This is a genomic window from Clostridium sp. MF28, assembly GCF_002969175.1.
In the GTDB taxonomy this organism is placed as follows: domain Bacteria; phylum Bacillota; class Clostridia; order Clostridiales; family Clostridiaceae; genus Clostridium; species Clostridium beijerinckii.
The window spans coordinates 5,017,970-5,031,642 of record NZ_CP014331.1 but is presented as its reverse complement, the minus strand read 5'-3'; the positions used below and the strand labels follow the sequence as shown (position 1 = coordinate 5,031,642).

Below are 13,673 nucleotides of genomic sequence, written 5' to 3'. Positions count from 1 at the left end.
ATATACCTTATGCTTTCTATTTATTACTCCAAAGCTTCCTTCAATAGTTTTAAATTCTAGGATTACACCCTCCCTAGATCTCTTATAATTAAAATTCTATTTACTCTTCTTTTTCATTGCACTTCTCTATATTTATATTTTATATAGTATTTACAAAATACAAATCAATTATACATTTTGAAGATGCTAATGTAAAGATAAATTCTTATATTTTAATCTTTCTAGGAGATTTTTGGATTAAGTAATACCTTCTCTAATTAATAAAAAGTTTTCTATATTATAAAAAAAATACCATAGTACACAATCATAATAATCATTCCAGTAGGAACACCAAGTCTAATCCATTCACCACTTTTAATTTTTAACTTTCCTGCTGAAATAATGTTGAGTATATTAATTATATACCCTAAAATAACTGATAAAGCTATACCTATACACAAACAGATGTCTGAACAATTTATAATTTATGATATTGTATTTATCCTAGCACAATTCTATCTCTGTCACTCCTTGCACTTTTTTTGAACTAATTGATATATATGTATTTAATTCCAATTTATTCTTGACTTCTCGAACCTTAATTATTATAATAGAATCAAATAAAACATTAATGACAAGGTCGTCTAATATTTAAAATATTAGACGACCTTTCTTTTATTAATAGTAATGCCACGGACAATGGAGTCAAAGTATAACAATTTACTTGACTCCATTTTTTGTCGCTAAATATTATATTTTAGAACTTTAAGCAATTTTCAGATGTAAGGAGGTGTAAAAATTGAAAAAGCAAAGTAATATTACTACACAAATAAAATCTAAAGTAGTAATAATTAATAGTCTTTTTATAGGTGCTATGATAATTATTTTTCTCGGATTATTTTTTTGTGCTTTTAGTTTTGTGAATAATATTCATATTAATGTGTTAACTGCTTCTATGCCAGGTGAAATATTTGGACTTTTAGTTTTATATTTAGGAATTAGATATTATTTCTCTGTTATTAAATTCAAGGAAGAGTTATTTAGTTCTTCTTCCAAATTCTCATGGGACAATTTTAGAAGAAATAAGAAGAAAAAATTTAGCTATAAGAAATAAACCAAATTATATTTTAAGGAGGATGATTTATGAAAAAGTCATTTAAATTAGCTGCTATTATATTATTTTTAGGTACTTTAGCTGTAACATTAGTTTTGGCACTTTCGCCTGCAGGAGGTTCAGACCCAACAGGAATCTCTTACGTTGCAGCAACAGGAAGTGAGACACTTAGCGATGTTGCAACAACTGCTAACAAAGGTTATTATGGAGCAAATTTCACTTGGATTATGATAACTGGATTTATGGTTTTCTTTTTCCAATGTGGATTCGCTATGGTTGAAACTGGATTTTGCCGTGGCAAAAATGCTGCTCATACAATGACAATGAATTTTATGGTATTTTTAGTTGGTGCAATTGGGTACTTCCTAACAGGGTTTGCTATTCAATTCGGAGGTTCTGGAGGTGCTGCAGGACTTGGTTCTGGTGGAGCTGCTTTAGGTTCTATGATTTCAATACCTGGCCTCGGCGGCATTATGGGCTATAATGGATTCCTTTTATCTGGCTTAGGAATTTATGATCCAGGAATTTATGCATTATTCTTTTTCCAAATGGTGTTTATGGATACTACCGTTACAATTCCAACTGGCGCTTTAGCTGAAAGAGTAAAATATTCCGCTGTTGTTGTTTTATCTTTCTTTATTTCAATGTTTCTATATCCTTTCTTTGGAAATTGGGTATGGGGCGGCGGCTGGCTTTCAACTCTTGGACAAAACTTTGGACTTGGACATGGTGTTGTTGATTTTGCTGGCTCAGGTGTCGTTCATGCAATGGGTGGTATGATCGCTTTATCATCAGCTATTATTATCGGACCTAGAATTGGTAAATTCAAAAAAGATGGAACTGCAAGACCTTTCCCTGGACATAATATACCAATGGCAATCATCGGTACAATTATTCTATTCTTTTGTTGGTTTTCATTTAACGCTGGTTCAACATTAAACTCATCTGATTTTAGGTTGGCTATAGTTGCTACAAATACAATGATTGCAGGTGCTATAGGAGGGCTTGTTGCTATGTTCTATATGTGGGTTAAATACGGCAAACCCGATCCATCCATGACTGCTAATGGCGCTCTAGCTGGTCTTGTTGCTATTACTGCACCTTGTGCTTTCGTAAGTGCCCCTTGTGCTTTCTTTATTGGAGGAGTCGCTGGATTATTAGTCTGCGTAGCAGTATCGTTCTTTGAAAACAAATTAAAACTCGATGATCCTGTTGGTGCCATATCAGTTCACGGAGTTAATGGTATTTGGGGAATTATTTCTTTAGGATTATTTGCAGATGGTTCATATGGAGATGGTCTGAATGGAGTATCTGGAGGAGTAACAGGTTTGTTTTTTGGAAATCCCTCACAATTAGTTGCTCAATTAATATGCGTTATTGTTGTGCTTATCTGGGGTTTTGGTGTTTCCTATATTTTCTTAAAAATTCTCGATAATGTATGGGGTATCAGGGTCTCACCTGAAGCTGAATTAAATGGCTTAGACATTCCTGAAATGGGGGTATCCGGATATCCAGATTTACAATTAGTAAAATCCCCTGAACTTGACTATGATTCACCTGAGAATGCAGAAATAAAACAATTAGTGAGGTTTAAAGAAAATAGTCAATCAATATAATATAAAGAAAGAGAGGTAATTGTATGAAAAAATTAGAGATTGTCATCAATAGCGAAAAATTAGAAGACCTTAAAAGAATCCTTAACGAATGTAATGCAACTGGTGTCATGATTTCAAATATAATGGGTTATGGTAATCAAAAGGGTTACAAAACTATTTATAGAGGCACAGAATATAAAGTAAATCTGTTACCTAAAGTAAAAGTTGAAACTGTCGTGTCACCAGATACCGCAGAAACTATAATAGATAAGGTCTTAAAAGAAATAAGTACAGGCAATTATGGAGATGGCAAAATATTCATTTATGACGCAGACGATGTCGTAAGAATACGTACTGGTGAACGTGGAAAAGATGCTTTATAAACAAATTTATAGAAATGTAGAATTCTAAATAGTCTCAGCATATAATATCTAAAGTAATTAATTAAAGTGATAAGATGAGATACATTTTAGATGTTAAAGAGTGTGAATTTTTAGGGAAAGGCAAGGAAGGCGCTGTTTATTTAACTCCAGAAGGATATGCCTTAAAGATATTTTATAATAAAAAGAAAGCTAAAAACGAAGCTGATCTGCTTGAAAAAGTTAATGGCAGTAGATTCTTTCCGAAAGTATTATTTATTGCTAACAACATGATTTTAAGAGATTATGTTGAAGGTGATAATCTAAGTTCTTATATAAAAAAGAATGGATTATCTTATAATCTATCTATCGAAATAATAAATCTTATAGAAGAGTTTAAAACTTTAAAATTTACAAGACTTGATATAAGAGATGCCCATATATTTGTTAACAAAAATGAGCAAATTCAGGTTATAGATCCAAGAAAGGTTTTTGTAAAAAAGACTCCTTATCCTAAGGAGATTATTAAAGTTTTAGTAAAATCAAATGTTTTTGAGGACTTCTTAAAACATGTTTTAAGTTATAAACCTAAGCTTATTAAATACTGGATTGATGGATATAATTACTTTAGATATACATCTAAAAAAGTGATACGCATTGATATGTTTGCTTCTTAAATTTTAATTTAAATAATCTGTCTAATAGCTCCATTAAGTATATTATAACTCTGAATTTATTCGTTTTATAATATACTTAATTTTAGGCTTAAGCTAAATTCTTAGCTTTTTTTCTTTTAATGTATAGTACAATCACTATTCCTAATACCATTCCAATAATACTTATCAATTGTGCAATTCTTATATTACCAAGCATTAAGCTGTCTGTTCTTAATCCTTCTATAAATACCCTTCCTAAAGAATATAGCGTTATATAGCTTGCTACTACAACACCATCCTCATTATTTTTCTTTTTATATAGAATTAATAGCAAAATCAAACAAATCACAATGTTCCAAATTGATTCATATAAAAATGTTGGATTGTAGTAACTGCCTTCAATATACATGCCTTTCTGTATAAAGCTTGGAAAATGGCTTATAAATGAATGTGAAACTTCTCCACCATGCGCCTCTCCATTCATAAAATTTCCCCATCTTCCAATTGCTTGGGCCAAAATAATTGATGGTGCTGCTAGATCTAAGTATTTTAGCATATTTAATTTCTTTATTTTAAAGAATATGTAGGTAGCAATAAACCCACCAATTAGTCCTCCATGAATAGCTAATCCACCTTTTCTAATATTAAAAATATCTATCAAATTGTTTTTATAATTTTCAAATTCAAATATTACATAATATGCTCTTGCACCAATAATTGCAGTAGGAAAGGCAACAAAAAAGCAATCTAATATTATGTCAAAGTCTATTCCTTTCTTTTTACAATTATAGTTTGCTAATATTATAGCTAATATTACTCCAAGAGCTATTAATATACCATACCACCTAATTTCATAGGTACCAATTTGAAATGCTACCGGATTCATAAAACACCGCCTCTTCCTATAAACTTATGTATTTTCTAAAAATCTGCTTCATAGAAGTTTGCCTTAAACCATTAAGTAATATTATAACTGAAATAATTTCGTAAAGAATCATTTATATTGATTTGAACTTATATATTATAGCATTTATTTTAAAATATAACTGTAAAATTTATGTTACTATAAAAATTAATGCATACCCAGCAACTTTTAAAGGTGTCAGGTATGCATTCTTTATATTTTTAAATACAGACTTTATTTTCAAAGATTTCTTATCCTGCTAGACTTCAATCTTTGCTATTGAAGTTTTCACTGATACACCATCAATACGATCAAGCTGCTCTGTAAAATCATTTATTGTTTCTTCTGATTCTCCTGTAAGAGCTATGGATATAACTGATAACTCATCAGCAAAAGGTATTCCCATCCTTCCTTTTATGCTTCCTCTAAATGATGCTACTACATCATTAAATTCATCTTGTACTTCCTTTGGATGCTCTAATATTGCACTCACTACTCCTATTTTAGACATTTTCATTCCTCCATTGATTTTATGTAAAAAAAGAAGATCTTCCTTTTTATGAAGATCTTCTTTTCATCAATGTATAGTTTATCTATTTTTTCTTAACTTATTCATTATTCATATTATTCATATTATTCTATTCCAACTTATTTTTAATTAATGTATTGCCATCTCTAGAAATGATTCCTTTAGAATATGATTGAACCAATTCCCCTTTATATTTTATGTTTTTATTACTTGTTAATTCTAATACACTATTATCTGATTTACTATTAATATAAACTTTACCTGAATAATCGATTAGTATATCATTTTTATCAACAGGTTTCGCAAGTTTTAATTGATTCCATTTCCTCTGACTATCAGATAACACGCTGTAATATATATTTTTAATTTTGTTGTCTGCTACTTCGCCAAAATATACATTATCATTAACATCAGCTCCTAATATTTTTGCACTTTTAACATTAGGTATTGATACATTTCCTTTTGTATTTAATATAGTTATACTGTTATTTTCCTCCATTATCGCATTAGTGCTAGTTGTTGGTACTACAACATTTCCTATAACTTTTTCACTTTTAACCTTCTTCAACTGATTCATTACGTTTGCGTAATACAAATCACATTTTCCACTACTCTTCTTCACTTCTATATATAAACTATGAGTTAATGTTGAAAATACAACATTATTAATTTCATCCTTTGTACTCTCAAGCTTAATTCTAACCTTTTTTAAATCAAAGTCTGCAAGATCCCTTGCTTCTCCTTTTTTAGCATCAAAAGATATAGGCTCAAAATAGTACGCACCTTTTTCCTTTATCTTTTGGATTATTATCATATTATCTTCACTATTAAGCCATCTATAGAATACAATTTCTGATCCACTATCTGTATCACATACTTTTTCCTTATCATCATTGCTATCTAATGTTTTAAGCTTACTGTCTTCTATATATGATACATATCTTGCATCTGAAGATACTTTAATTTCACTTACTCCCTTTTTTATATTAATCTCTGTTTTCTTATCAGCCACATTATCCTCATCTTTAACTTCTTCAGCTTTTATATTAAGATCAGATGCCAAATATACTTTATCAAAATATAAAAATATGCATTGCTGTAATATTAGAGCAAGCGCACACCATGCTAATCTTCTTTTAATATTTCTCATCACTTATCCTCCTTTTACTGTTCCACATAAAATGCTGTAGCAACGGTTCTTTCACCATCCCAAGCATTAGGAGAATTTATAACATTTCCTTTATAATACATAGTTGAAGAATATCCTCCATCAAGAGCACCTGCATTAACAGCACCTCTTTCCATCATTATCTCTTGAACATCATATAAACTCGCTCCTGGTGACGTTATCTTTCTGCCATCTATAACTAATAGAATTATAGTTCCATCTTGTTTCTGACCAACCGCAGTTCTAGGATTAAGCCCATCTTCCATTTTATTTTTTACTTGTCTAATCCCATTAATTACAATATTAGGTCTTCTAAAACACATAGCTTCCTGTACATTCATCTTTTTTAAGTCAGCCAAACTATGATCCCCAACTACTAGTTCTCCACTTTTTGTAAATGCAATTACATTTTCAACTTTTTTCTCATCTGCACCAGACTTTGGATAAATAACATTTCCGCCTGATATTACAAATCCACCAGGTTCAGATCCAGTACCTGCATAAGCAGTTCCATCAGTTGATTTATCAATAAATGACCCACCATTAATAGCTGCAACGGCATTATTATCTTCTGCCATCTGACTTGTCTTTTCACCCATTTTACCTAAAAACTTAGTCATTGCAACTTTCATTTTTAATGGATTTTTCACTTCTAACACATATCCATCAAATCTCTGAGTATGTATATCGTATCGATTTATTTCATTTCCAACTTTATATTTAACATTTATTTTTTTCATATCTTGAAAAACTTCTTGACTATCACTCTCTTCATCTATTCCAAGAAGTTTATTTAATGCTGACTGTGGAATTATATCATTTATTAAATATGCATGCCTTGTTGCTAGGACTGTTGATATAAATGTTTTTCTCGTATTATCATATGGTCCAAAGAACAATACCAATGGTGTTGTTATAGCTAAAAAGATAAACATATCCAATAATCCCTTTAAAAGTACTCTCGAATTAGATTTTCTTTTCTTTCTTTTGTGCGTTTTTTTTCTTGGCTTATGGTTTGTTTGTTTATCCATATATTCCTCCGAAATCTATATTTATTTAATATTTTCATTATCTCCTATTATATAGGAAATAATCCTCTGAGAGGTTACAAAAAAATTAAGAATTCCATATTTATACAATTCACTTTTTTATAAATATTTCCTTTTTAGAATAGACAGGGAGAATTCTAAAAATAGACTTCATCTTCTATTTTAAAATCCTCCCCAATTCTAAACTAAATTTTTAAGCCATATTCTTTGCTTATATCTCCTAAACCCAAGTATAAATTTGTATACTTCTTCAAATGTAACCATTGCATATACGAAATATATCTGAAGTTCAAGTAACATTCCACCTAAATAGGCAAACGGTATGCCAACTAACCAAACTCCAGTAATATCTAGCATTAATGCAGCTTTAGTGTCGCCACCACTTCTAAGTATACCAACAATATTTACCCAATTAAATATCTTAAATGGCAAATAGCACGAAAAAACTATTAGGCATCTGCTAATATCTACTGCTACACTTTCAGTTACATTAAATAGCATAATTATTGGACTTCTAATAAACAAGCATGTTGCAGACATTATTAAAGCAAAAATAAACTGTAGTATTATAAAATACTTTGCATGACTTTCTGCATCATCCAATTTATTAGCACCTAATTCATTTCCCAATATAACCGCAGTTGCTGCACTTATCCCCTGAAATACAACTGTCATTATTTGTTCAACTGTTTGGGTTATTGTGATTGCTGCAACAGCTCCATCTCCCATTCTTCCATATACTAAAGAATACATTGTTACTCCTAATCCCCACATAAATTCATTAATTATAACTGGAGATACAGTTGAAGCATATAATCTTGTAAAATTCTTATTAAAAGATATAAGTTCTTTAAATTTTGCAGCTGCAGGTCCTTTTTCATAATATACTATAGCTAAAATACATGTGCATTCAATTGTTCTAGCTATTATAGTTGCAATAGCTTCTCCTTGTACCCCAAGAGCTGGTACACCAAAATGTCCAAATATTAAAGTATAATTTAGCATTACTTTAATACAAATAGAAAACACTGTTATGACAACAGGGGCTTTTACCTGATTTACCCCTCTTAAAAGTGCTACATAAACATTTGTAACTGCAGTTAAAGGATAACTAATGGCAGCTATAGCTAAATACGATGCACCTATTTTTATCGTATTTTCATTTGGTGTAAAAATACTCATAACTATTTCAGGACATATTAAACTCGGTATTACAAAAATAATTGATCCAACTAAGCCAATAATCAGAGACATACCTAATACTCTTCTTATATTTTTTATATCATTTTTGCCAAAATATTGGGCTGTTAAAATCGAAGACCCACTAACGACACCAAATAATAGTAATGTAAAAACAAAAAATACTTTATTTGCAAGGCCAACTGCTGCAATTGAACTCTGACCTAAACTTCCAATCATTACAGTATCCACAAGATTCAAGCTTGTGTTTAACAGAGCTTGTAATGTTATAGGTACTGTAATAGATATAGCTTTGTGTATAAATTTCTTATCTTCCAAAATGTTTTTTAAAGTCTCAGTTATTATCATATTTAGTACCTCATTATCTGCGCTTTCTTAATATCAAATTCTATTTTACTTTAGTTTACTCAGCTGCGTCTACCATATATTTAATATTTTTTAAGATTTTGTGGGTATACACAATGAAATATAATTTAATGATCTTGGTTGCGCTTAATAAGTTCCAAATTGTGCTTCGCACTCTTTTCATATGTGCGTGCTTTTTTCTAAAGTGGGTGCTTTCTTCTAATTTTAAATGATCTTGGTTGCGCTTCGCGCTTTTTTCTAAGGTGTGTACTTTTTTATCAGTTGTTCTTATTATACATAAATGACATTTTTTATTGCTCTCTTTTTTCTAAGGTAAGTGCTCTCTTCTAATTTAAATGATTTTGGTTGCGCTTCGCGCTTTTTTCTAAGGTGTATATCTTTTATATTTTTAATCTGGTATAATGATGTAATGTTTAAATTAATTATATATGTGTCATAATATATACAAAACCTTGAAAAATAACTTATTTTGTGTTATTTTTCAAATTAGATTGTCATTCACATATATTAATAAACATTAAATCATGAAAGAGGTGCTTAACCATAAATACAAATTATAAAACTCAAGAAAATAAATATACTGAAAAAGGTAATCTTACTGAAATTACTGTCTTAAAGAAAGATGGAAGTGAACTAGTTTGCAAGATAGACACATTCGACGCTAAAAAAGTTAAAGAAGCTGGAATTTGGTTTGCTGAATGGCATAAGGATTTCAATAATCATCTTGTTCAAACTTTAGAGACTGCTAAAGTTAATGGAAAAACAGTTTCCACTAAAAAATCAATTCAATCTGTTATTTTAGATGTTAATCCAAAGACTCCAATAAAACACTTAAACGGAAATACTTTAGATAACAGAAAAGAAAATTTAGAATTATATAATAGAAGTTTAAAAAATGATTGTACTAAAATCGATCACGATACAATGGGTATAATTTTAAGAGATAAATTCGGAAATCATAAGGATACTGCTTTAATTTCAATGGAAGATGTAAATAAAGTAGTAAAAGACGGTTACAACTGGGTTCTTTACAAAAAGGGTACTGAAACTATGGTTGTTGCAAATACTTCTGAAGGTAGAATTCGTTTAGACAGGTTAATTATGGACCCAGACGAAACAATGAAAGTACATCATATAAATTTAAATCCTTTAGATAATAGAAGAAAAAATTTAGAAAATCAACCTATTTAATTAATTTATTTTATTAGTTCTTTTTCTAGAATTTAAAGATTATTGTAATTAAACAAAATAATAAAGCATACATTAAATGTGTGCTTTATTATTTTATTATTTCTCTCATATGTATAACTAGAATTTAATTTTCATATAGCTAATTAACATTTTTTTCAAAAAATAGTATTTTTATTTATGTTAATTGGGTGTAAACTATTAAGTGAGAGAATTTTTGTATGACTAATATGAGGTGATTAATTTGACTAACTTTAAAATACTTTTTGATGATATAACAAAAATCAAATTTGATGCTATTGTAAATGCTGCGAATGCATCTCTACTGGGTGGTGGAGGAGTTGACGGTGCTATTCACAAGGCTTGCGGAGAAAAACTATTAGATGAGTGTAGACAGTTAAATGGCTGTTTGACTGGTAGATCAAAATTAACAAGATCTTATAACTTGAGTGACCACGGTGTGCATTGGGTAATACATACTGTAGGGCCCATTTACCGAAATAACGGTTCAGAAGAAAAATACTTAAGAAATGCTTATCGTTCTGTTTTTGAAATAGCTGCTAATTACTCGGAATTTTATTCAAAGCAGTGTAATGAGATTCTAAATAAAAATCTTTATCGCTTTAATACTGATAAACAAAGAGACTTTATACTAAAAGAACTTGATGATTATATTAATGATCATCCCATTAAAACTATTGCTTTACCATCTATAAGCACAGGCGCCTATTCCTATCCATTAGATGAAGCCTGCAATATAGCATTAGATGAGATTTTATCATTTATAAATAACTCTCCAGATACCTTTGATGAAATTGCAATGGTTTGCTTAGATGAGAAAACATATAATATGTACAAATCTTTGTATGAAGAAAGATTACAAAAGTAAAAGAGAAGATAAATTATTATCTTCTCTTTTACTTTGCTTATTAAGCAGAATTATCATTAATTATTCAGTTAAAAATATGTGTATATTATTCTATCTTATAATATTATGCAAAATATCTATCTAATAATCCTTTGAATGCTTTTCCATGTCTAGCTTCATCTTTACACATTTCATGAACTGTATCATGAATTGCATCTAAGTTTAATTTCTTAGCAAGTGTTGCTAAATCTTTTTTGCCTTGACATGCACCATGTTCTGCATCAACTCTAGCTTGTAAGTTAGCTTTTGTATCTGCTACTACTACTTCACCAAGTAATTCAGCAAATTTAGCAGCATGTTCTGCTTCTTCAAATGCTATTCTCTTATAAGCTTCTGCAACTTCTGGATATCCTTCTCTATCAGCTTGTCTTGACATAGCTAAGTACATTCCAACTTCTGTACATTCTCCAACAAAGTTTGCTTGTAATCCATCAATTACTTCTTTATCAACACCTTTAGCAACTCCGATTACATGCTCATCAGCAAAAGCTAGATCTCCGCTTTGTTCAACAAATTTTTCTGCTCCTACTCCACACACTGGACATTTTTCTGGAGCTGTTTCTCCTTCATAAATATAACCACACACTGTACAAACGAATTTTTTCATAATCTCTTCCTCCTAAAATTTTAATTTATTTATTTTTTATTTATATCATTTAATTTTATCTTTTGTTTTCTTGTTTCCTACATTTGTTATTATATAATAATAATTATCCGTTGTAAAGACTTTTTTTATAAATATTTCAAATTTTCCTGAAATACTTATTATTTACTGCTTAACTCCTATCGCTCCTGTTTTGGCCACGATAACATTATACTGGATTCTATAATAAAAAATTCCTACAAACTAAAATTAAATTCATATTTTACAGAAATACATAATATGTCCAATATACAGTCATACAAATGTTAATATTATCTGAAAATTTTATTATGTATATATGAACTTTATTGTTTATATGCTTAAATTTACTGTATAATTGATTTATATTGAATTTTATAAGGAGTGTTTTTTATTGTTTGGATATGTTACTCCATTAAAAGCAGAAATGAAAGTAAAAGATTTTGCTAGATTTAAATGCTATTATTGTGGATTATGTTGCCATATAAAAAAAGAATTTGGTAATATACCGAGGATGTCTTTAAATTATGATATGACTTTTTTAGGTTTACTATTAGATGCATTAAATCCAGAAGAGCTAGAAATTTCTCATCACAGATGTTCTCTTCACCCTACTGAAAAAAAAATTGTAATAGCTAATAACAAGGCGTTATCCTATGCCTCTGCTATGAATATATCCCTGTTTTATTATAAACTGTTAGATGATGCTCATGATGATAAAAATTACAAAAGTAAATTTTTATCACTTCTTTTATCCCCTTATAAAAGAAAATTTCCTAGTTCAATCATTAGAATTAATAACAACATAATGGAATCTTTAAATAAGCTTTCCACTTTAGAAGATAGTAAATCATTTAATTCTATAGATGAAATATGTGATCCTTTTAGCGATTTAGTTGGCGGAATTTTACGTGACTATCCTTATAAATTAATCGATGACGGATTGGATTTAAGGAATACTTTATATAGATTAGGATATTCAATAGGAAAATGGATTTATCTAATAGATGCCTTAGATGATTTGAAATCTGATATGGAAAATAAAAAGTTTAATCCAATAAATTTCTTGTATAACAAAAATTCTTTAACATACGATAAATTTATGGAATTCATACAGCCTAAAATAGAATTTACAATTTTAAATTGTGGATATAGTTGTAAAGAAAACTTAGAAAAATTAAACCTAAAAAGAAATAAGGATATATTATATAATATAATTGAATTAGGTTTAATGGATAAATATATGAACATAGTTAAAAATCCAGAAAATACAAATGAGACTAAAAGGAGAGATTTATAATGAATCCATATGAAATATTAGGTGTAAAGCCAGGTGCAAGCCAAGATGAAATAAAAAGTGCTTATAGAAAACTTATTAAGCAATACCATCCTGACCAATATGGTGATAATCCATTAAAAAATTTAGCACAAGAGAAAATGATCGAAATTAATGAGGCTTATGAGGCATTAACAAAAAATCCTGGAAGTAACAGTTATAATTCCAATAGTACATCTAGTTATAACAATTCATCAAGTAACTCATATGATTTTCAAGAAATAAGAAGACTTATTCAATCTGGAAATTATGCAGCAGCTGAAAGTCGTTTAAATTCTATAAATAACAAATCTGCTGAATGGCATTATTTATATGGTGCAATAATGCTTAACAAAGGGTGGTTTGATTCAGCACTTGATCATATGACTACAGCTGTTAATATGGATCCAAATAATTTTGAATATAGGCAGGGCTTGAACTCATTAAGGCAAAGAGGTAATAATTACTCTAATCCTTACTATAGAACTACAAATACTAGTAATGCTGACATGTGTAATTGTTGTATAAATCTTTGGTGTCTTGATTCCTTATGCGAATGTGCTGGCGGAGATTTAATTGGCTGCTGCTAATATAAATATGATTAACTCTTTTATTTTATAATATATATGTTCTAAATATTATAATTCATTCTTTAAAAAACTGGCTGACTGCTAATACATTAACTTATACTTTAATGTAAG

15 protein-coding genes and 1 other annotated feature (1 of these 16 cut by a window edge) are annotated in these 13,673 nt (G+C 29.3%); of the genes, 8 read left to right on the top strand and 7 right to left on the bottom strand.

Features of this window, described 5'->3' with window-relative positions; translation table 11 throughout:
* Nucleotides 1-126: a binding site (T-box leader), on the bottom strand (it extends 142 nt beyond the left edge of the window).
* 146 nt (nucleotides 127-272) lie between these two features.
* Nucleotides 273-440, bottom strand: a complete 168-nt coding sequence (locus tag AXY43_RS22140) for a DUF1646 family protein (RefSeq protein ID WP_236892150.1) — start codon at nucleotides 438-440, stop codon at nucleotides 273-275.
* Between the two features lie 338 nt (nucleotides 441-778).
* On the opposite strand from AXY43_RS22140, the gene AXY43_RS22135 reads away from it, so the two are divergent.
* The 4 genes from AXY43_RS22135 (at nucleotide 779) to AXY43_RS22120 (ending at nucleotide 3,724) form a co-directional block, all read left to right on the top strand.
* The gene (locus tag AXY43_RS22135) at nucleotides 779-1,093 is read left to right on the top strand and encodes a hypothetical protein (protein WP_023974212.1); all 315 of its coding nucleotides are present in this window, start codon (nucleotides 779-781) and stop codon (nucleotides 1,091-1,093) included.
* 29 nt (nucleotides 1,094-1,122) lie between these two features.
* Complete coding sequence (locus tag AXY43_RS22130) at nucleotides 1,123-2,709, top strand: ammonium transporter (RefSeq protein ID WP_105412160.1); 1,587 nt, start codon at nucleotides 1,123-1,125, stop codon at nucleotides 2,707-2,709.
* Nucleotides 2,710-2,732: 23 nt separating this feature from the next.
* Nucleotides 2,733-3,071: a P-II family nitrogen regulator gene (locus tag AXY43_RS22125; RefSeq protein WP_023974214.1), complete on the top strand. Its 339-nt coding sequence runs from the start codon at nucleotides 2,733-2,735 to the stop codon at nucleotides 3,069-3,071.
* 74 nt (nucleotides 3,072-3,145) lie between these two features.
* On the top strand, nucleotides 3,146-3,724 hold the full coding sequence (locus AXY43_RS22120; RefSeq protein ID WP_039772128.1) for a serine/threonine protein kinase: 579 nt from the start codon (nucleotides 3,146-3,148) through the stop codon (nucleotides 3,722-3,724).
* A gap of 88 nt (nucleotides 3,725-3,812) precedes the next feature.
* Here AXY43_RS22120 and lgt read toward each other — a convergent pair whose 3' ends face one another.
* From lgt to AXY43_RS22095, 5 genes are all read right to left on the bottom strand, one after another.
* Nucleotides 3,813-4,589: a prolipoprotein diacylglyceryl transferase gene (lgt, locus tag AXY43_RS22115; RefSeq protein WP_105412159.1), complete on the bottom strand. Its 777-nt coding sequence runs from the start codon at nucleotides 4,587-4,589 to the stop codon at nucleotides 3,813-3,815.
* 277 nt (nucleotides 4,590-4,866) lie between these two features.
* A complete protein-coding gene (locus AXY43_RS22110) occupies nucleotides 4,867-5,118 on the bottom strand; it encodes a TM1266 family iron-only hydrogenase system putative regulator (RefSeq protein WP_011968754.1) in 252 nt (83 codons plus the stop codon).
* 127 nt (nucleotides 5,119-5,245) lie between these two features.
* On the bottom strand, nucleotides 5,246-6,286 hold the full coding sequence (locus AXY43_RS22105; protein ID WP_077867993.1) for a hypothetical protein: 1,041 nt from the start codon (nucleotides 6,284-6,286) through the stop codon (nucleotides 5,246-5,248).
* Nucleotides 6,287-6,300: 14 nt separating this feature from the next.
* Nucleotides 6,301-7,335, bottom strand: a complete 1,035-nt coding sequence (locus AXY43_RS22100) for a phosphodiester glycosidase family protein (RefSeq protein ID WP_011968752.1) — start codon at nucleotides 7,333-7,335, stop codon at nucleotides 6,301-6,303.
* A gap of 198 nt (nucleotides 7,336-7,533) precedes the next feature.
* Complete coding sequence (locus AXY43_RS22095) at nucleotides 7,534-8,901, bottom strand: MATE family efflux transporter (RefSeq protein ID WP_023974217.1); 1,368 nt, start codon at nucleotides 8,899-8,901, stop codon at nucleotides 7,534-7,536.
* Nucleotides 8,902-9,462: 561 nt separating this feature from the next.
* On the opposite strand from AXY43_RS22095, the gene AXY43_RS22090 reads away from it, so the two are divergent.
* Nucleotides 9,463-10,110, top strand: coding sequence for a hypothetical protein (locus AXY43_RS22090; protein ID WP_031275701.1), 648 nt, complete (start codon nucleotides 9,463-9,465; stop codon nucleotides 10,108-10,110).
* Between the two features lie 241 nt (nucleotides 10,111-10,351).
* On the top strand, nucleotides 10,352-10,996 hold the full coding sequence (locus AXY43_RS22085) for a macro domain-containing protein (RefSeq protein ID WP_023974219.1): 645 nt from the start codon (nucleotides 10,352-10,354) through the stop codon (nucleotides 10,994-10,996).
* Between the two features lie 103 nt (nucleotides 10,997-11,099).
* On the opposite strand, the gene AXY43_RS22080 is transcribed toward AXY43_RS22085, so the two are convergent.
* Nucleotides 11,100-11,642, bottom strand: coding sequence for an NADH peroxidase (locus AXY43_RS22080; RefSeq protein ID WP_011968748.1), 543 nt, complete (start codon nucleotides 11,640-11,642; stop codon nucleotides 11,100-11,102).
* 409 nt (nucleotides 11,643-12,051) lie between these two features.
* On the opposite strand from AXY43_RS22080, the gene AXY43_RS22075 reads away from it, so the two are divergent.
* Both AXY43_RS22075 and AXY43_RS22070 read left to right on the top strand, forming a co-directional pair.
* Nucleotides 12,052-12,957: a DUF5685 family protein gene (locus AXY43_RS22075; protein ID WP_105412158.1), complete on the top strand. Its 906-nt coding sequence runs from the start codon at nucleotides 12,052-12,054 to the stop codon at nucleotides 12,955-12,957.
* Nucleotides 12,957-13,562, top strand: a complete 606-nt coding sequence (locus AXY43_RS22070) for a J domain-containing protein (protein WP_011968746.1) — start codon at nucleotides 12,957-12,959, stop codon at nucleotides 13,560-13,562. Before AXY43_RS22075 ends, AXY43_RS22070 begins: the two co-directional genes overlap by 1 nt.
* The last annotated feature ends 111 nt before the right edge of the window (nucleotides 13,563-13,673 follow it).